Source organism: Streptomyces thermodiastaticus, assembly GCF_014656135.1.
Lineage (GTDB): Bacteria > Actinomycetota > Actinomycetes > Streptomycetales > Streptomycetaceae > Streptomyces > Streptomyces thermodiastaticus.
In genome coordinates this window covers 12,907-31,154 of the sequence record NZ_BNBV01000025.1, presented here as the reverse complement: position 1 = coordinate 31,154, position 18,248 = coordinate 12,907, and the positions used below count along the sequence as shown (strand labels likewise).

Here is an 18,248-nt window from a genome sequence, read left to right as displayed (position 1 = left end):
ATGAGGGGTCAAGAGAAAACGGTCGAGGCGACCGGCCGGGGTACGGGTGCGCGGCACCCGCAGTCACCGTCACCGCACCCCCACGCCTCTCACCCGCGCGTACTGCTCCCGCACCTCCCGGTAGCGCAGCAGCTCCGCGGCGATCGGGTCCAGCACCCGGGCCCGGCCGCAGCCCGCCGCCGCCTCGCGCAATCGGCGTTCCGCCTCCTGCCCGTACCGCCGCGCCGGTCCCCGGGCCGCGATGCTACTGCTCCACTCCACGACCGGGCCGCCCGCGATCCCGGCGAGCATCAGCAGCACCGGCACCACCAGATTCGGTGCCAGCACGCCGGCGATCTGACCGACCAGCCACAGCCCGCCGATGACTTGCAGGATCGTCATGGCCGCCTGGGCGAGCACCGCCGCCGGCCACCAGCCCGGCCGGGGCGGCCGGCCCGGCGGCAGTCCGGCCCGGGCCGCGAGCGCGTCCAGCTCCTCCGGCAGTCCCTGCGCCCCGCGTGCCGCGGCCTCCCGCACCGCCTGGGCCCACGGCTGCGGCAGCCCGGCCGAGGCCCGGTCGGCCACCGTCCGCACCGCATGCTCGACGCGCTGACGCGCGGTGGCCTCCTCGTCCGGCTGGGTGCGCACCGGCAACCGTCCGGTCGGGGGTTCGCGGCGGTCCTGGTACCAGTGCCACAGCCGCAGCCACGGGGTGCCGCAGGCCCGGCCCGCGTTGCGCAGCCAGGCGCGTTCGGCCGCCTCGCCCGCGGCGACGGCGCCCACCGCGTCCGCGAGCCGGTCCGCGAACTCCTCGCGGGCCTCCTCGCTCAACCCGACGCGCCGCTGCGCCGTGTACAGCGGGCGCAGCCGGGTCGCCGCCACGTCCACGTCGGCCGCGATCCGACGGGCCGCGGCCCCGCGCTCGGACACGAACCGCCCCAGTGCCTCACGCAGCTCGGGCAGGCCCTCCCCGGTCAGCGCGGACAGCGCGAGCACGGTCGCGCCGGGCTCGCCGTGCTCCCCCAGGGCGATCCCGTCCTCGTCGAGCAGCCGGCGCAGATCGTCCAGCACCTGGTCGGCGGCCTCCCCGGGCAGCCGGTCGACCTGGTTGAGCACGACGAACATGACCTCCGCGTGGCCTGCCATGGGCCGCAGATACCGCTCGTGGAGGATCGCGTCGGCGTACTTCTCCGGGTCGACCACCCAGATGACCGCGTCGACCAGCTTGAGGATGCGGTCCACCTGCTCGCGGTGCTCCACGGCGGCCGAGTCGTGATCGGGCAGGTCGACCAGGACCAGGCCGCGCAGCTGCGGGTCGGCGTCGGGGCCGTGGACGGGGCGCCTGCGCAGCCGTCCGGGGATGCCGAGCCGGTCGATCAGGCCGGCCGCACCGTCGCTCCAGCTGCACGCGATCGGCGCGGCGGTGGTGGGCCTGCGGACCCCGGTCTCCGAAATGGGCACACCGGCGAGGGCGTTGAACAGTTGCGACTTGCCGCTGCCGGTGGCGCCCGCGATGGCGACGACGGTGTGCTGCCCGGACAGCCGGCGGCGCGCCGCGGCCTCGTCCAGGACCCGGCCCGCCTCGGCGAGCGTGCCGCTGTCGACGCGGGTACGGGACAGTCCGACCAGTTCGCGCAGCGCGTCCAGCCGCGACCGCAGCGGTCCGTCGTAGGCGAGGGGCGGCACCGGCAGGGGCCGGGGCGGCCGGGGTGCCACCGGGACGAGGTCGGCGGCGCTGGTCCCGCCGGGGGTGACGCGCCGGGCGATCAGCCCGTCGTCCCAGATTCCGGCGGACGCGGGACGTCCGTCGCCTCCGGACACGGAACGGCCGTCGCCCGCGGATTCCGTACGGCCGTCGGCCGCGGACCCCGTACGGCCGCCGTCGGCCCGGGTGCCGGCGTCGTTCCGCCCGGCGACCGGTGCACCGGCGCCGGCCCGTCCCTCGCGACGGGTGTCCTCGGGACGGGTGTCCGTGCGGGCCTCGGTGCGCCCGCCGTCGGCCGGCCGGCCGTCCGCACGGCTGTGCGGCGGCCGGGGCTCGGCACGGCTTGCGCTCCGGGCCTGGGCGCCGCTGCCGTACGGTGCGTGCGCCGGGCGTCCGCCGTCCGGCACACGGGTGTGGCGCGCATCGTCGGGCAGGCGTGCGTGACGTCCGGCGACACCGTCGGGCATACGGCCTTGGGACCTGCGGTCCTCGGGGATGCGGTCGTCGAGGACGCGCTCTTCCGGCCTGCGCATACGGCGTCCGTCGCCGGGCATGCGGGTGCCGCGGTCCCGGTGCTCGGGCCGGCTGCGGCGGTCGGCGGGCTCCCCGAGCGTGCGGGTGCGGCCCGGCTCGCCGTACCCCTCGTACCCGGTGCCCCGCGGGTTCCCGCCGCGGCCGGTGAGCGGGGGCCCGGCGGGTGCGGTCGTCCTGGGACGGCCCACGGCCCCGGTGCCCGCCACCCGCTGGGCGCCGCCCCCGGAACCGGCGGGGCCTGCGGTGTCCCGGGTTCTGTGCCCGTCCGTGGCGGCCGTGTCCTCCGTCCGGGCCGTCTGAGCGGCGTGTTCCGTTCGGTCCTGGTCAGTGACGGCTCTCACCGGTCACCTCTCCTTCAGCAGTACGGACAGCGCGGCGATGAGTTCGGCCTGGGGTTCCGGGCTCACCTCCAGGGCGTCGAGCGGGGCCAGCCGGCGCTCCCGCTCGGTGTGCATGACACGGTCCAGGCAGTCGGCGAGCAGCCGTCCGGCACGGTCGCGCAGCCGCAGTGCACCGTGCGCGCCGATGCGTTCGGCCAGTCCCTCACCGGCGGACCGGCCCCGGCGGCCGCCGAGCAACCCGGTGGCGGCCAGTGCGGCGACGGCCTCGGCGTCGGGTGCGACGCTCCGATCGAGCTCGCGCACCTCGTCCTCGGCGTACTCCTCCAGTTCGCGCCGCCAGCGGCGTACGGCGAGCCCGATGCGGTCCTCGGCGCTGTCGGCGCCGCCGTGCTCGCCGGCCAGTTCGGGGGCTCGCGCGGCCGGCTCACGCCGCCAGGCGGCGTCGATGCGTTCGTCGGCGGCGGTCACGGCGCACAGCAGCAGCGCGCTCAAGCTCTCCACCAGCGCATCGAGCAGTTCGCCGGCGGTGCAGTCCAGCGGATAGGCGCGCCAGCGTTTCAGGGCGTCCCCGGCGAGCACGGCCCCGGACTGCAGGCGGCTGCGCAGACGGGCGTGTTCCGAGTCGTAGGCGGCGTCGACGGCGGAGGTGAGCCGCAGCGCGGCCGCGTGCTGCGAGGCGGTGGCCGCGGCCAGTTCCGGGAGGCGGGACTTCAGCGAGTCCAGCAGCCCGTGGGCGGTACGGGCCATCGCGTGCCGGCGGGCGTCGGGATCCTGGGCATGGTGCACGAGCCAGGAGCGCAGCGGCGCCACGGCGGTGGCGGGCAGCAGGCCCCCGCCCCAGGCGGACTCCGGCAGTTCCGGCACGGTGAACCGGGGCACCTCCCCCAGGCCGGCCTTGGTCAGCAGCGCCCCGTACTGCCGGGAGACCTCGGAGACGACCTGGTGGGGCACCCGGTCGAGCACGGTGACGAGCGTGGCGTGGTACTCCTTGGCGGTGCGCAGCAGATGCCAGGGGATCGCGTCGGCGTAGCGTGCGGCCGAGGTGACCATCACCCAGATGTCGGCGGCACAGATCAGCTCGGCGGCGAGGGTGCGGTTCTCGGCGACGAGGGAGTCGATGTCGGGCGCGTCGAGGAGGGCGAGCCCGGGCGGCAGGGTCTCCACGGTCTCGATGCGCAGTGCGCGCGGGGGGATCTCCTCGGGCGGCAGCAGGTCGTCGCCGACGAGGCCGGCCTCGGTGTCCTGCCGGGGCACCCACACGCGGGTGAGGCCGGGCAGCACGCGCGGGTCGCTGAACCAGTGGTGGTCCTCCGGGTGACACACCAGGACCGGCGTCCGGGTCGTCGGCCGCAGCACACCCGCCTCGCTGACGCGTCGTCCCACCAGGGAGTTGACGAGCGTGGACTTCCCCGCGCCGGTCGATCCCCCCACCACGGCCAGCAAGGGCGCCTCGGGCTGCCTGAGCCGGGGCACCAGATAGTCGTCGAGCTGGGCGAGCAGTTCGTCGCGGTTGGCCCGCGCGCGCGGTGCCCCGTCCAGAGGCAGCGGAAAGCGTGCGGCGGCGACGCGGTCGCGCAGGGCGGAGAGTGCTTCGAGCAGCTGAGGCCGTACGTCCAGAGTCACCACATGCGAAGAATGCCCAATTTTATGAGATTTCTGAAGCATATGAGCACGTCTGCGCGCCGACAGAAGAAAAAGGGCAGACGGGACGACTGGGGCGCAGGCGCCGTCCAGGCATAACGAGTGCACAACACCGGCAGCTCAGAGCGCCCAAAGCGATGCAGGATTCACAGCCGCCTGCGATTATCAGACTGCTTCACTGAACCTCCACATCAAGCCACGGAGGAGAAGCATGAGGGACATGGATGCGGGAGCCCTATCCTTGTCCCCGGCAATGTCACGGATCACCCCGAAGATCCCGTGACCGAGGCACCACACCAGGCCCCCGTAGCTCAGCGGATAGAGCAGGCGCCTTCTAAGCGCTTGGCCGCAGGTTCGAGTCCTGCCGGGGGCGCAAACACCCTTTGACCAGCGGAAACGCTGGTCATCTTTCTCCAGCGCTCTCAGACGGCGCGATCAGGTCCCACACGCAGGTCCCACACGCGCGAGGCCGTGCCGTCCAGATGACGGAGTCGCTCACGATGTCCGCGTGATGCGCGTCGACCGCGGCTGCCGATGCCTGCCCGAGGCGGACGTCGACATCCCCTTCACCCCCGCCAGGGCGGCGTTGATCCGGTCCCGGCTGATGCCGCAGACCGCGCACGAGGTGATGGTCACCGCCCGTCGCCACGGCGGCACCGACGCCGCGGCCGCCGGCATCGTCGACCGGGCGGTCGCCGAGGACGCCGTGCGCTCTACGGACCGTCGAGATCGCCGAGGCGCAGGTGAACAAGGCCGGCGACACCCTCGGCACCATCACGTTGCGCGTGTACGCCCCGGTCCTGGCCGCCCTGCGCGACACACACCACCGCCCCGCTCGGCCGACCGCCGCTCACGCACCGTTCCCCGCGGAGCTGCCGCTCGGTCACGCCCGAGGCCACCGTCCGCCGTCCCGAAGTCACCGTGGCGCCGAACCTTCGCCGAACAGGGTGAACCGGTCACGAACCGGGTGATCCACGCACACGCACCGTGACCGTGATCATTCGGGCGCGTTGAACGGGGCGTGCGGTCGCACGTCCCGCTGCCGCACCCACCGAGTCAGTGAGGAGAATGTCATGTCCCGCTTCACGAAGACGGCAGCCGTCGCCCTGGGCGCGGGCGCTGTGGTGCTCAGCGGCGCCGGCCTGGCGGCCGCGGACGCCGGAGCCACCGGGGGCTCCGACCGCTCGCCGGGCGTCGTGTCGGGCAACACGATCCAGGTCCCGGTACACCTCCCGGTCAACGCGTGCGGCAACACCGTCAACGTGATCGCTCTGCTCAACCCGGCGTTCGGCAACACCTGCGCCAACCTCGACGACCACAACGGCGGGTCCGGCTACGGCAACTGACTTCACCCGCTCGGTCCGCGGAGCCGCGAGGACGTCCGGAGAAGGTCACGAGTGTGAGAAGAGCCCCGGTGGTCCGCGACGACCGCCGGGGCTCTTTCCTGGTCGGAATCTGCTGTCGCAGGGACCGTCGTCACGCGTACCGGTAGATGCGGCTGACGTCCTCGAGTTCGTCCGGGGTGACGTCCCACGGCGGCAGCTTCTGGTGCCGGGCGACGACGCGCCCGTGCTGTGCGTCGCCCCGGCCGGGCGGCTGCGCCGGCAGGTAGCGGCCTGTGCGGTGGCGGCGCTGCCAGCGGGTCCACTGCAGGTCGAGGAAGGCATGGTGAAGCCAGAAGACCGGGTCGTTGACGGAGGCGGCGCCGAGCATGGTGCCGCCCACCCAGCGGTGCACCCGGTTGTGGTTGCGCCACGAGGTGCTTCCCCGGCCCGGACCCCAGCCCTCCAGCTTGTTGCGGAATCCCTTGGTGACCGTGGAGTCCCAGGGAGCGACGTCGTACACGGGGTCCTTGAGCGCCCACTCCAGTTCCGCGGCGGTGGGCAGCGCGATCGGGTCGTGGGCACGTCCCAGGTCCCGTGTGAGGAACGTCCCGTCCGTCACCCCCACCCGCAGGGTCCAGTGGCCGTGCGCGTAGGCGAACGGACCGGTCGTCACCCGGCGGTCGCCTAGGCGCCCGTTGCCGCCCAGGAGGTCGTCCCGCCAGGGCACGGACCTCGTCGTACGGTCGCGGGTCCAGTCCCAGTAGGGGATGGTCACCGAGGAGTCCACCCGGCGCAGGGCACTCTCCAGGTCGAGCAGGAACCGGCGGTGCCAGGGCAGGAACGACGGCGCCATGTGTGCCGTCCGCAGGCCGCGTTCACCGTCGGAGGTGAAGTAGTGGATGTGCATGCGCACGAACTCGTCGTACTCGCCGCGCCGTTTGAGCTCCAGCAGGGCGTCGACGAACCGCCGCTTCTCCTCCCGCGTCAGCTGGGCGGCGTTCTTACGCACGTACGCCACCGGGTGCTCCCTGCGGGTGCGGGTACGGGTGCTGTCGTACGCCGTCGACCGGACCGGGGGCCACGTCGCGCAACTGCCGGCCGGGTCCCATGACGTCCACGGCGCCACGGGCGGCCTCCCGGGGCGTCGGGTACGACTGGTAGTGGTCGACCATGCTCAGCCAGGTGCCGTCGGCGCGGCGCATCAGGTGCAGCGGGCGGCCGTCCACCGTCACCCGCCACTCGCCGGCGCCCGCGGGGCCCGGTGCCGGTGCCGGCGTCCCGGTGCCGGTGTCCGGTGCGCCGTGCGGGATCCACACCCCGCGGATGAGCCGCCCGCGGTACCTCTCCTCGAAGAGGGTCCCGCTCCGGTCGTCCGGCGGACCGGGGGCGGGACGCGAGGCACCGGCGGCGACCAGCGGCGCCGCCGCGAGGGCGACACCGCAGGCGGCCAGCGCGGCGGTCATCTCGCGCCGTGTCGGACGGCGGGAAGGGCGGGGAGCGGGGGAAGGCGCCGACGGCGTCCCGCGGTCCGTCCCCGCTCCTGCCGGGGCTGTCCGCCCACGGGCTCTGCCGTCCCCGCCCATGCCTGCGACCATGATGTGCTCCTCGCTCCGGTTCAGGTGTCCGGCTCCCTTCGGGGACCCGGCTCCGCTGCGGGTGTCCGGCTCCGGTTCGGGTGCCGGTGGCCGTGTCACCGAAGCCGTAACCGCCGGGGACGTCGCAAGGTCACCGTGTGATGAGCCGGAAGGAGCAACGGCCGGGTCCGGTCACCGGAGGGCGGCGGGCGGGGCCGGACGCCCTCAGCTCTGCACCGGCAGGCCGCCGAGCAGCGGGGCGGTCTCGTCGTTGACGCTCTTGGTGGTGCCGTTCACCCTGTTGAGCAGCGAGCCCTTCTTCTCGCTGTCCAGCGCGTGCGTCTGGTGACGCACCGGCAACACGTCGATGGGGCCCTTGGTGAGCGTGTTCACCGCGCCGTTGACGCTGGTCGGCGTCACCTCGGCGGGGCCGTAGGCGAACGCGGGCGCGGCGGCACCGGCGGCGACCAGGGATCCGGCGAGGACTGCGGCGGCCTTCAGGGTCTTCATCGTGTTTCCTTTCTCCGTCGCCCCTCGGCGGTCTGCGTCGCCGGAGGGGGTCGCCGTGCCTAACGAGCCGCGGGCGGGCCGGAAACCCCGAGGGCCGGAGATGGCCGAGTCGTCATATGAGATTTCCGTGGATCTCCGGCCGCCTGTGGAAAAGCCGTCGCACCGGCTGGGCGTCCAGTGCGGCGGCTGTGGGGTGCGACCCGTACAAGTCGTGATGAGGTGTCAGGAGGCTCGTGGGGCGGTGGTGACGTGGCGGCGCCGGCTGGAAGTGTTTCGCGTCACCACCCGGGTGTCGTCCGCCGGGCATCACCGCCCGGGCGTCACGTCCCCGGAAGCAGCGCCGGCCGCTCTCCCCGACCGGATCGGCGCAACGGAGGAACGGGCTGCGGGGAGAGCGGCCGGACGACGTGGGCGTCGGCGTCAGTCGTCGATGGCGCAGGTGTTGCCGAACGCCGGGTTCAGCAGGCCGACGATGTTCACGGTGTTGCCGCAGAGGTTGACCGGCACATTGACCGGGACCTGGATGGTGTTCCCCGAGATCACACCCGGCGAACGGCTGCTGTCGCCCTTGGCGGTGCTGTCGGCGGCGGCGACACCGGCACCCGCGGCGACAGCTGTGACGGCGGCCGAGGTGAGGACCAGGCCCTTGGCGATACGCGACATGGAGAAGTACTCCTTGGGTCGATGCAACACACCCGGGCGGAAATGCCCGGCGCTCCGGTCAACGCGTGTGCTCCGTTGGGGTTCTGCCGCCGATGGAGTGATTGCTGTTGCGGATGTCCCGCCCGGGTCGCGGGACGCCCCGTCAGCTGCGATCGTCGGCGCCGGATTGGCGGGGGCGACCGCCTGCGGGACATGCGGAAGCCGCCGCTCCCGTCCCTCGGGTGAGGGACGGGAGCGGCGGCCGGCGTCGGTCGGGACCGGCGTGGGTCCGCCGGACAGGCCCTAGCGGTGCGCGCCCGCGGTCCGGCCGCGGCGGTACAGGATCGTGCCGCCGGCGATCAGGGCCGCGCTGGCCGCAGAGGTCGCCAGCAGCACCGCGGTGTCGTCGCTACCCGTCTGGGCCAGCTGCGGAGGCTCCTGCGGAGTTTCCTCCCGAGGAGTCTCGCTCGGCTCGGACGGCGGAGTGGTCTTCGGCGGGTGCGTCGTCGGGGTCGAGGTCGGCGTCGGCTTGGGCTTGTCCGCGACGTTGGCGCACTTGTTGCCGAACGCCGGGTTCAGCGCCCCCGCCACGTCCACGGTGTTGCCGCAGACGTTCACCGGAACCTCGACCGGCGCCTGGATGGTGTTGCCTGACAGGACACCGGCCGAATTGGTGGCCTCGCCGTCCGCCTGCGATTCGGCGAAGGCCTGGCTGCCGTACAGGGACAGGACACTCGTCGCGGCGGCCGCCGCGAACACGCCCCTGCTCAGGGTCTGTCGCAATCTACTTGTCTTCCTGCTCGAAGCTGCACGAAGCCGCTTGAAGGGTGTGGAACGTGCCTGAGCCGGTCCCGGACGGTACCTATGACCGTCCGGAACGGCCCCTGCCCCAGCCGGGACGGCTGGGGAGCCGGTGAGGTCAGTCGTCGTTGACGCACGCGTTGCCGAACGTGGGGTTCAGCGCTGCGATGAGAACGTCGACCGTGTTGCCGCACACGTTGATCGGAGCGTTCACCGGCACCTGAATGACGTTGCCGGAAATGACGCCCGGGGAACGCTCGGTGGAACCCGTGGCGTCGGCGTCGGCGAAAGCGGGAGCCGCCATACCGAGGGCCAGGACGGCACCGCTCACAGCAGCAACGCTCTTCTTCATGGATGTTCCCTTCTTGGGGTGGATCCCGTGGATCCCCGATGGTGGTCAAAGACCGGGGAGTGCGACCTGTCCGGCCGCGACATGAACGAGAAATAGACCGGCCGGAATTCAGGGGAACGCAAATCGCCCGGCGATTCACTCGAATGTCCCCCGCCGCGTGGATACCGCCCCGACTGCCCGGGCGGATCAGGCGCTTCGGCCGGACCGGGGCCGCAGGACCGGCGTGGCCCGGCGGCCGGGCAGGTCATCAGCGCTCCTCGGCCACGGACGACAGCACCGGCACGTCGTCCAGGGAATGCGCCGGTGCGCCGTACCGCTCGGCCCGGGTGGAGGTGTCCGCGCACTGCTGATGCGGCATGCAGGGCAGGACCGGCTCGTCCCGGACGCCGACGAGCCGCAGCACGTCGGCACCGCTCCGGCCGAGACCGCCGCGCGGCGCGTCGAGCGTGCCGTGCACCGACGACTGCCGCGGGCTTCGGTCCCCTCCCGTCGCCGCGTCGCAGGACGCGACGACGCACGCGTTGTCGAGGGCCGGACCGCCGCCGTTGCTGCCGGCGAGCGCCACGGGAGCGGCCATCGTCGGCATTCCGGCGACGGGCGCGGCGGCCCATGCCGTTGTGAGCACTGCGCGTTCCCTTCCTCGTGCTGACACAGGTCCTGCGGACTCGCACAGGTCCTACGGATTCATCAACACGACGCGGAATGTTTGGTTGCGCGGGTTCACCCGGTTGGCCCGCAGCGGCGGACGAATACCGTTCCGTCATGGAGTCCGGAAAACACATGAACTGCCTGGATCGCCGGCGTGGAGACGAAGGGGGGATTTCCGGTCCTGATCAGGCAGTTGTGCAGCGGCCGTGCTCTGCGGGGATTCCTGGAAGAGCTACGGGAACGCGATCACGTACGGGAGCATGAGCCGCAGGCCGAGCGGGACGGTGTGCCGGCCCGTGTGCTGGAGCATGTTCCGCGGCCGCCGCGCTTCCCGCGTCCATCGGTGAACGGCCGAACGGCCACGGAACGCGCCGCATCGGTGGCGGTGGGCGGGGGCAGGAGCTCCGGCAGTCCCTGGCTCCTGCCCGCTGCCGGAGGACCGCCGGCTTCTACGACACCACGTCCTTGCGGGCGAAGCCGCGGAAGGCCAGGGCGAAGAAGACGAGGGCGTAGGTGACGGAGACGGCCGTCCCCTGGATCATGCCGGACCATTCCGGGCGCGGCTGGACCGCGTCCACCCAGGCGAACTGCCAGTGCGCGGGCAGGAAGTCGCGCCAGTGTCCGAGGGCGGTGACCGCGTCCAGGACGTTGCCGACGATGGTCAGTCCGACCGCGCCACCCACCGCGCCCAGCGGCGCGTCGGTCTTCGTCGACAGCCAGAACGCCAGTCCCGCGGTGACCAGTTGGGAGGCGAACAGGTAGGCCACGGCCACTGCCAGCCGCGCGCCGGCCGCGCCCGCGTCGAGCGTGCCGCCGGTGGGCACGTGCAGCGGGCCCCAGCCGTAGGCGGCCGTGCCGACGGCGAGCGCGACGAGCGGCAGCAGCACCATCGCGGCCAGGCTCAGGCCCAGGGAGACGACCAGCTTGGACCACAGCAGCCGGGCGCGGGGCACAGGCGCGGCGAGCAGGTAGCGCAGCGAGGACCAGCCGGCCTCCGCGGCGACCGTGTCGCCGAAGAACAGCGCGACCGGGATCACCAGAAGGAAGCCCGCCGACACGAACAGGCTCACCGCGGCGAAGTTGGGACCGGAGGCGGTGGCGGTGTCCATGAGCGTCACCCGGCTGCCGCGCCCGCCGGGCTCGCCGCCGATCGCGAAGGCGGCCACCAGCACGAACGGCAGCACGGCGAGCAGGCCGTACATGACCGCGGTGCGGCGGCGCCTGAGCTGCCGCACCAGCTCGACCCGCAGCGGCAGTGTGCGGCCCGGACGGTAGCCCGGGGCCGCGTCGACGGGCTCGGTGCCCTGGGTGAGCGTGCTCACGCGGTTCCTCCGATGAGGGTGAGAAAGGCGTCCTCCAGGCGGCGGTTCGGCCCGAGGGACGTCACCGGCACCTCCAGCCGGACCAGCTCCACGACCAGCCCCTCGGCGGTGCCGCCGGCCTCCAGGCGGACCAGCAGGCCGTCCTCGGTGCGGACCGCGGAGGCCACCAGCGGCAGCGCGGCGATCTTGTCCAGCACCGGCTGCTCCACGGGCGTGGCGGTGCCCACGAGCAGGGTGTCGCCGTTGCCGGTGATCTCGTCGGCCGGACCGGCCTGGACCAGCCGCCCGCGGTCCATGACGACCAGGTGGGTGCAGGTCTGTTCGACCTCGGCCAGCAGATGGCTGGAGACGATCACCGTGCGTCCGCCGGCCGCGTACCGGATCATCACCTCGCGCATCTCGCGGATCTGCGGCGGGTCGAGGCCGTTGGTGGGCTCGTCGAGGATCAGCAGGTCGGGCAGGCCCAGCATGGCCTGGGCGATGGCCAGGCGCTGGCGCATGCCCTGCGAGTAGGTGCGCACCGGGCGTTCGAGGGCCTCGCCGAGACCGGCGATCCGCAGGGCCTCGTCCAGGTGGGCGTCCTCGGCGGCGCGTCCGGTGGCCTGCCAGTACAGGCGGAGGTTGTCCCGGCCGGACAGGTGGGGCAGGAACCCGGCGCCCTCGACGAAGGCGCCGACCCGGGACAGCACGGGTGCGCCGGGCCGCACGGCGTGCCCGAAGACGCGGATCTCGCCGCCGTCCGGCCGGATCAGGCCCATGAGCATGCGCAGTGTGGTGGTCTTGCCGGCGCCGTTGGGTCCGAGCAGGCCGAGGACCTGGCCGCGTTCCACCCGGAAGGACAGGTCGCGGACGGCGTACCGGTCGGCCGAGCGGGCGTAGCGCTTGGTCAGGCCGGTGATCTGCAGGGGGACGTCGGCGAGTGCGGGATCGGGCGCCGGGGCGGCGCCGGCGCGGCGGCGGGCCGTCAGGACCAGGACGAGCGCGAGCACGGCACCGGCGGCGGGCAGCCACCACACCCACGCGGGCAGCGGAGCCGCCGCCGTGGTCACCGAGGGGGCCGTGGGTACCGTCAGGTCGCTCTTCAGGGAGACGGTGTAGGTGGCCGGGGCGGCCGGGGAGGCGTAGCCGAGGTCGGTGGAGGCGAGGACCAGGCGCAGGCGGTGGCCCTTGAGCACCTCGTGGTCGATCGCGGGGAGGGTGAGGGTGACGTCCTTGCCGGTCTTCGCGCCCGTCACCCGCACGGGTGTCACCAGCTGGCCCGGCAGCACCGGCCGGCCGCCGCCCGGTGCGACGTCGTAGAGCTTGGCGAAGAGCACCGCGTCGTCGCCGGTGGCGGCGATGTGGACGGTCACCGTGGGCGATCCGGTGATCCGCAGATCGCTGCGCAGGGGTGCGGAGTCGAAGCGGGCGTACTGGCCGGGGAAGTCCAGTGCCGTGCCGACGCCGAGGGCGGACAGCCGGGCGAGCGAGCCGCCCGCGCTGCCGAGGCCGGGCAGGGCGGAGACGGCGGGCGGGGTGGCTCCGGCCGGGTTGGCGACGTGCTGGGCCGGGCCGGTCAGCGGGATCGGGCGCGGGCCGCTCGCCAGTCCCGGGTAGGCGGGCGCGGTCGCGCCCCGCAGCACGGCCGCGCCGTCGGTGGAGTCGACGCCCGAGGTGCGGGTGACGCGGAAGGCGGGGCCGGTGCCGGCGCCGGTGTCGCCCTTGAGGTACCGGTCGAACCAGGTCGTCGTCCGGGCCCGGACACGGTCGGTCTCCAGGTCCCCGCCGTCGTGTCCGCCGGCGATCCAGTCGACGTCGACCGGGGCGCCGTTGGCCTTGATGGCCCGGGCGGCGGCATCGGCCTGTGCGAGCGGGAACAGCGAGTCCTCCTGGCCCTGCACCAGCAGCGTGGGCACCCGGATCCGGCCGGCCACGGCCGACGGGGAGCGCTCCTGCAGCAGCCGGCGGGCCTGTGCGTCGGGCTGCCCGGACCGGGCGACGCGCTGGTACATGCGGCACAGCTCGGGTTCGAACGCCGCGCAGCCGCCGCCGGAGTTGACGAAGACGCCCGCCCAGAGCTTCTTGAAGACGCCGTCGGGGAACAGGGCGTCGGCGAGGTTCCAGTAGGTGATCTGCGGGACGATGGCGTCCACCCGGCGGTCGTGGCCCGCGGCGAGCAGGGTGATCGCGCCGCCGTAGGAGGCGCCGGCCACGCCCACGCGCGGGTCGCCGGGCCGGTCCAGCTCGACCTGCGGCTGCCGGGCCAGCCAGTCGATCAGCTTCTTCACGTCGGCGACCTCGCCGGACGGGTCGTTCAGCCCGATCTTTCCCGTGGACCGGCCGAAGCCGCGCGCGGACCAGGTCAGCACGGCGTATCCGTCGCGCGCCAGGTCCTCGGCCTGCGGCCGCATGTCGTCCTTGCTGCCGCCGAAGCCGTGGGCCAGGAGCACGGCGGGGTGGCGGCCGGGGCCGGGCGGGGTGAAGTACGAGGTGTCCAGGCGGACTCCGGCGGCCGTGCTCAGCGTCCGGTCGGTGCGGTGCACCTCGGGCGGTTCGTCGAGCGAGGCGGCCGTCCACGTCCCCGCACCGGCGAGCAGCAGGGCGGCGGCCCCGGCGGCCAGCAGCCGCCGGGGAGCGCGCACCAGCCCGCGCAGACCGGGCCAACGAAGATCCATGGGTCAACGGTACGGTCCGCCGCAGACATCGGCGGCCGCCTGTGGACAACTACGCCGCGTCGTCCACAGGCAGGCACGGTTCCGGCACGGTCACCACGGGCGGGTGTCCGGAAAGCGTGCGCGGCCGTCCGGGATCCGGACGGCCGCGACGGCGAGCGGTGAACCGGTCAGTGGTTGCGCGGGAACCCGAGGTCGACGCCGGCCGGGGTCTCGGACGGGTCGGGCCAGCGGGAGGTGATCACCTTGCCGCGGGTGTAGAAGTGGGTGCCGTCGTTGCCGTAGATGTGGTGGTCGCCGAAGAGGGAGTCCTTCCAGCCGCCGAAGGAGTGGTAGCCCACCGGCACCGGGATCGGCACGTTGACACCGACCATGCCGGCCTCGACCTCCAGCTGGAAGCGGCGGGCCGCGCCGCCGTCCCGGGTGAAGATCGCGGTGCCGTTGCCGAACGGGGAGGCGTTGATCAGGGCCACGCCCTCCTCGTAGGTCTCCGCCCGCAGCACGCACAGCACCGGGCCGAAGATCTCGTCCCGGTAGGCCTTGGCGGTGGTCGGCACCCGGTCCAGCAGCGACAGCCCGATCCAGTGACCCCTCTCGTAGCCCTCCACGGTGAAGCCGGTGCCGTCGAGGACCACCTCGCAGCCCTCGTCCGCGGCGCCCTTGACGTAGGACGCCACCTTGTCGCGGTGTTCCTTGGTGATGAGCGGACCCATCTCGGAGGACGGGTCGTCGCCCGGGCCGATCTTGACCTTCTCCGCACGCTCACGGATCTTGGCCACCAGCTCGTCGCCGATCGAGCCGACCGCGACGACGGCGGAGATGGCCATGCAGCGCTCGCCCGCCGAGCCGTAGGCGGCGGAGACGGCGGCGTCGGCGGCCGCGTCCAGGTCGGCGTCCGGCAGGACCAGCATGTGGTTCTTGGCACCGCCGAGGGCCTGCACCCGCTTGCCGTTCGCCGAGGCGGTGGTGTGGATGTAGCGGGCGATCGGGGTGGAACCCACGAAGGACACCGCCGCGACGTCCGGATGCTCCAGCAGGCGGTCGACGGCCACCTTGTCGCCCTGGACCACGTTGAACACGCCGTCTGGCAGCCCGGCCTCGGCCAGCAGCTCGGCGAGCTTCAGGGAGGCCGACGGGTCCTTCTCGCTGGGCTTGAGCACGAAGGTGTTGCCGCAGGCGATGGCGATGGGGAACATCCACATCGGCACCATCGCCGGGAAGTTGAACGGCGTGATGCCGGCGATGACACCGAGCGGCTGCCGGATCGCGGCGACGTCGACCCGGGTGGCGACCTGCGTGGACAGCTCGCCCTTGAGCTGCACCGGGATGCCGCAGGCCAGGTCGACGATCTCCAGGCCGCGCGCGACCTCGCCGAGCGCGTCGGAGTGCACCTTGCCGTGCTCGGCGGTGATCAGCTCGGCGAGCTCCTCGCGGTGGGCGTCCAGCAGCGCGCGGAACCTGAAGAGGATGCCGGTCCGCTGGGCGAGCGAGGAGTGCCGCCAGGTCGTGAACGCCTCCTTGGCGGCGGCCACCGCCGCGTCCACCTCGTCCACGGTGGCGAAGGCGACCTTGGTGGTGACCTCGCCGGTGGCCGGATTCGTGACCGGCCCGTAGGTCCCCGAGGCGCCTTCGACGGTCTTCCCGCCGATCCAGTGGTTGACGATCTTCGTCATGCCGGGTCACTCCTTCGCAGATGGCGGCCTCGGGCCGGCAGGTGCCGTTCACAACGCTCGTGGGCCTCGGCCGGCGACCGTCCGGTCCCGGTCTCGGCCACCCTTACATCCCAGCAGTCCGCGGCCCCGGAACGCGCCCGACACTGTGTCTGCGGTTTCGGCCGCCGCGTAGACACATGGGCACGGCGCGCCGCGAAGGCGGCTCCCGCGGCCGTCCGCGGACACACGGCTGCTCGCAGGCGGACGGCCGCGCGCGGGCGGACGGTCCGAGAAAGCGCGGGGCCGGCGGGCACCTCCGGCGCGGGGCCGTGACGGGCGGGGAGTCTGCGCTCGCCTTCGCTCCTGCCAGGGCGAAGCGGCCTGCCGCGCCGGAGGCGTTCAGGGGCCGGGCGCCTTGGGACGGCCGGGTACCCGCACCCGGATTCCGTCCACCACCCGGTGTCCAAAGGTCGTCGTCCGCCGTGCCGTCGTGTACCCGCACGGTACAACCGCCGGGTGCCGGGGCGCCGCGCCGAGCGCCGTCGCGCGCGGGAAGCGTGCGTCCGTCCGTGCGCACCGCAGCACGCCGACGCGTCGTGCGACCGCGCGGCGGCCGGGTCGTCGGGCATCGGCTTCCCCTCGCATCGGCTCCCCGGTGTCACCTGCCGGGTTCGACTCCCACGGTTCTAATGCCCGATCAGAACGCCTGTCAATGGATTGTCCGGACATACGGACGAGTAAAGAAGGGGTGCGGGCGGACAACCGGAGACGGAGAGCAGCGCGGCCTCGGCCGTGCGAGGCCGCCGGCATGCGGGGCCCCGGTCGGCCGGGGTGCCGTGCGACGTGGGCAGCCGCACGGGTCGGCGGGCGCGGCCGCGGAACCGGGTGAGGCGTCCGCGCCCGGGTGACGGCGCCGGCGGCACCGGTTCAGCGCCAGGGTTCGACGACCGTGACCCCCGCGCCCGCGGCCGAGCCCATCGCCGCGAGCGCCTCCGGTGCGGCGTCCAGCCCGATGACCGAGGTCACCAGCAGATCGGGCCGCAGGACGCCCTCCGCGACCAGGCGCAGCATCTCCGGGTAGGCGTGCGTGGCCATGCCGTGGCTGCCGAGGATCTCCAGTTCCAGCGCGATCGCACGGGCCATGGGGACCGGGGTGGTGCCGTCGGCCGAGGGCAGCAGGCCGACCTGCACATGGCGGCCGCGGCGGCGCAGGCCGTTCACGGAGGCGGCGCAGGTGACGGGCGAGCCGAGCGCGTCCAGGGAGACGTGGGCACCGCCACCGGTGATCTCGCGGACCGCCTCCGCCGCATCCGGCACCCCGGAGGCGTCCACGCAGGCGGCGGCACCGACGTCGCGGGCCAGCTCCAGGGCTCGCGGCGAGACGTCGACGGCGACCACCCGCGCCCCGGACGCGGCCGCGATCATCACCGCGGACAGGCCCACTCCCCCGCAGCCGTGCACCGCCACCCACTGCCCGGCGGCAACCCGCCCCTGCTGGACCACCGCACGGTAGGCGGTGGCGAACCGGCAGCCGAGCGCGGCGGCCGTGGCGAAGGAGAGCTGCTCGGGCACGGCGACGAGATTGATGTCGGCGTGGTCGAGCGCGACGTACTGGGCGAAGGAACCCCAGTGGGTGAAGCCGGGCTGGGTCTGCCGTTCGCACACCTGCTGGTCGCCGGCCGCGCAGGCGGCGCAGGACCCGCAGGCGCAGACGAACGGCACGGTCACGCGGTCGCCGGGTCGCCAGCGGGTCACCCCGGCACCGGTGGCCTCCACCACCCCGGCCAGCTCGTGGCCGGGTACATGAGGCAGTGTGATGTCCGCATCGTGGCCCTGCCAGCCGTGCCAGTCGCTGCGGCACAGCCCGCTGGCCTCGACCCGCACCACCACTCCGTGCTCCGCGGGCACGGGGTCAGGCACGTCGCGCACCTGTGCGGGCTCCCCGTACCGCTCGAACACCACCGCGCGCATCCGCCGCCTCGCTTTCACCGGTCACCGTTGGCGGACGCCACGCTAACCGCTGGACGCGGTGCGCCGTCCGGCGGCGTCCCCGAGGGGCGCGTGCGCCCGCGGCCGGCCGCGGCCCAGAGCGCACCGGGACATGCCGGGAGCAGGTGCGCGCGCCACTTTTGGAGACCTATACCCCCTAGGGGTATAGTCGGGCGGTGTGCGGGTCCCCGGGCCGTGTCCGGACGGTCGCGCAGGCCCAGGCCCCGCCGGTCCCACACGTGACCCCGAGGAGAGCGACATGACCACCGTGACCACCGTCTACAAGGTGAGCGGGATGAGCTGCGGCCACTGCGAGGGCGCCGTCTCCACCGAGATCTCCGCGCTGCCCGGCGTCAGCTCCGTCAAGGCGGTGGCCTCGACCGGCGAGGTCACCGTCGTCTCGGCGGCGCCGCTCGAGGAGGAGGCGGTGCGCGCCGCCGTGGACGAGGCGGGCTTCGAGCTCGTCGGCCGCGCCTGACCCCCCGCGCGACGCGCCCGCGCCGATCCGTGCGCGCGTCGCATCATCCGTCGGCACCGGACCGTGGTGAGCAGCCGATACTGGTTGTGGACGGTCCGGTCCGT

Annotated in this window: 15 protein-coding genes, 1 tRNA gene and 1 pseudogene; 4 read left to right on the top strand and 13 right to left on the bottom strand. The window is 73.6% G+C overall.

What is annotated here, in order from left to right; all coding sequences use genetic code 11:
* Positions 1–69 precede the first annotated feature (69 nt).
* Together IE286_RS20875 and IE286_RS20870 are read right to left on the bottom strand one after the other, a co-directional pair.
* A complete protein-coding gene (locus IE286_RS20875) occupies positions 70–2,559 on the bottom strand; it encodes a GTPase (protein ID WP_189798295.1) in 2,490 nt (829 codons plus the stop codon).
* A 3-nt stretch (positions 2,560–2,562) separates the two neighbouring features.
* The gene (locus tag IE286_RS20870; RefSeq protein ID WP_189798294.1) at positions 2,563–4,185 is read right to left on the bottom strand and encodes a dynamin family protein; all 1,623 of its coding nucleotides are present in this window, start codon (positions 4,183–4,185) and stop codon (positions 2,563–2,565) included.
* A gap of 315 nt (positions 4,186–4,500) precedes the next feature.
* Between IE286_RS20870 and IE286_RS20865 the strand changes: the two genes are divergently transcribed.
* The 3 genes and pseudogenes from IE286_RS20865 (at position 4,501) to IE286_RS20860 (ending at position 5,546) form a co-directional block, all read left to right on the top strand.
* Positions 4,501–4,573: transfer RNA gene (locus IE286_RS20865), tRNA-Arg, on the top strand.
* A 117-nt stretch (positions 4,574–4,690) separates the two neighbouring features.
* A pseudogene (locus tag IE286_RS27315) lies at positions 4,691–5,021 on the top strand (enoyl-CoA hydratase-related protein); the annotation flags it as partial.
* A gap of 252 nt (positions 5,022–5,273) precedes the next feature.
* Complete coding sequence (locus IE286_RS20860) at positions 5,274–5,546, top strand: chaplin (protein WP_189798293.1); 273 nt, start codon at positions 5,274–5,276, stop codon at positions 5,544–5,546.
* 130 nt (positions 5,547–5,676) lie between these two features.
* Here IE286_RS20860 and IE286_RS20855 read toward each other — a convergent pair whose 3' ends face one another.
* From IE286_RS20855 to IE286_RS20805, 11 genes are all read right to left on the bottom strand, one after another.
* The gene (locus IE286_RS20855) at positions 5,677–6,543 is read right to left on the bottom strand and encodes a tyrosinase family protein (RefSeq protein ID WP_189798292.1); all 867 of its coding nucleotides are present in this window, start codon (positions 6,541–6,543) and stop codon (positions 5,677–5,679) included.
* Positions 6,527–6,988 (bottom strand): tyrosinase family oxidase copper chaperone, encoded by a 462-nt coding sequence (locus IE286_RS20850; RefSeq protein WP_189798291.1) that lies wholly within the window; start codon positions 6,986–6,988, stop codon positions 6,527–6,529. The genes IE286_RS20855 and IE286_RS20850 overlap by 17 nt, the downstream gene beginning before the upstream one ends.
* A 336-nt stretch (positions 6,989–7,324) precedes the next feature.
* Positions 7,325–7,609: a hypothetical protein gene (locus IE286_RS20845; protein ID WP_189798290.1), complete on the bottom strand. Its 285-nt coding sequence runs from the start codon at positions 7,607–7,609 to the stop codon at positions 7,325–7,327.
* Between the two features lie 420 nt (positions 7,610–8,029).
* Complete coding sequence (locus IE286_RS20840; RefSeq protein ID WP_189798289.1) at positions 8,030–8,272, bottom strand: chaplin; 243 nt, start codon at positions 8,270–8,272, stop codon at positions 8,030–8,032.
* Positions 8,273–8,554: 282 nt separating this feature from the next.
* Positions 8,555–9,034, bottom strand: a complete 480-nt coding sequence (locus IE286_RS20835; RefSeq protein WP_229863241.1) for a chaplin — start codon at positions 9,032–9,034, stop codon at positions 8,555–8,557.
* Positions 9,035–9,170: 136 nt separating this feature from the next.
* Positions 9,171–9,404: a chaplin gene (locus IE286_RS20830; protein WP_189798288.1), complete on the bottom strand. Its 234-nt coding sequence runs from the start codon at positions 9,402–9,404 to the stop codon at positions 9,171–9,173.
* Positions 9,405–9,651: 247 nt separating this feature from the next.
* Positions 9,652–10,029 (bottom strand): hypothetical protein, encoded by a 378-nt coding sequence (locus IE286_RS20825; protein WP_189798287.1) that lies wholly within the window; start codon positions 10,027–10,029, stop codon positions 9,652–9,654.
* Between the two features lie 472 nt (positions 10,030–10,501).
* A complete protein-coding gene (locus IE286_RS20820) occupies positions 10,502–11,374 on the bottom strand; it encodes an ABC transporter permease (protein WP_189798286.1) in 873 nt (290 codons plus the stop codon).
* Positions 11,371–14,028 (bottom strand): CocE/NonD family hydrolase, encoded by a 2,658-nt coding sequence (locus tag IE286_RS20815; protein ID WP_189798285.1) that lies wholly within the window; start codon positions 14,026–14,028, stop codon positions 11,371–11,373. The genes IE286_RS20820 and IE286_RS20815 overlap by 4 nt, the downstream gene beginning before the upstream one ends.
* 167 nt (positions 14,029–14,195) lie before the next feature.
* Entirely contained in the window at positions 14,196–15,698 is a 1,503-nt protein-coding gene (gene mmsA / locus IE286_RS20810; protein WP_189798284.1) for a CoA-acylating methylmalonate-semialdehyde dehydrogenase, read from the bottom strand.
* A 906-nt stretch (positions 15,699–16,604) separates the two neighbouring features.
* Entirely contained in the window at positions 16,605–17,648 is a 1,044-nt protein-coding gene (locus IE286_RS20805; RefSeq protein ID WP_189798283.1) for a zinc-dependent alcohol dehydrogenase family protein, read from the bottom strand.
* A 277-nt stretch (positions 17,649–17,925) separates the two neighbouring features.
* Between IE286_RS20805 and IE286_RS20800 the strand changes: the two genes are divergently transcribed.
* Positions 17,926–18,144: a heavy-metal-associated domain-containing protein gene (locus tag IE286_RS20800; protein ID WP_125498833.1), complete on the top strand. Its 219-nt coding sequence runs from the start codon at positions 17,926–17,928 to the stop codon at positions 18,142–18,144.
* The last annotated feature ends 104 nt before the right edge of the window (positions 18,145–18,248 follow it).

Bases quoted from the DNA above. Each gene is read 5' to 3' on its own strand.
- IE286_RS20860 (WP_189798293.1), top strand. From the start codon at position 5,274: ATGTCCCGCTTCACGAAGACGGCAGCCGTCGCCCTGGGCGCGGGCGCT.
- IE286_RS20850 (WP_189798291.1), bottom strand. From the start codon at position 6,988: ATGACCGCCGCGCTGGCCGCCTGCGGTGTCGCCCTCGCGGCGGCGCCG.
- IE286_RS20845 (WP_189798290.1), bottom strand. From the start codon at position 7,609: ATGAAGACCCTGAAGGCCGCCGCAGTCCTCGCCGGATCCCTGGTCGCC.
- IE286_RS20840 (WP_189798289.1), bottom strand. From the start codon at position 8,272: ATGTCGCGTATCGCCAAGGGCCTGGTCCTCACCTCGGCCGCCGTCACA.
- IE286_RS20830 (WP_189798288.1), bottom strand. From the start codon at position 9,404: ATGAAGAAGAGCGTTGCTGCTGTGAGCGGTGCCGTCCTGGCCCTCGGT.
- IE286_RS20815 (WP_189798285.1), bottom strand. From the start codon at position 14,028: ATGGATCTTCGTTGGCCCGGTCTGCGCGGGCTGGTGCGCGCTCCCCGG.
- mmsA (WP_189798284.1), bottom strand. From the start codon at position 15,698: ATGACGAAGATCGTCAACCACTGGATCGGCGGGAAGACCGTCGAAGGC.
- IE286_RS20805 (WP_189798283.1), bottom strand. From the start codon at position 17,648: ATGCGCGCGGTGGTGTTCGAGCGGTACGGGGAGCCCGCACAGGTGCGC.
- IE286_RS20800 (WP_125498833.1), top strand. From the start codon at position 17,926: ATGACCACCGTGACCACCGTCTACAAGGTGAGCGGGATGAGCTGCGGC.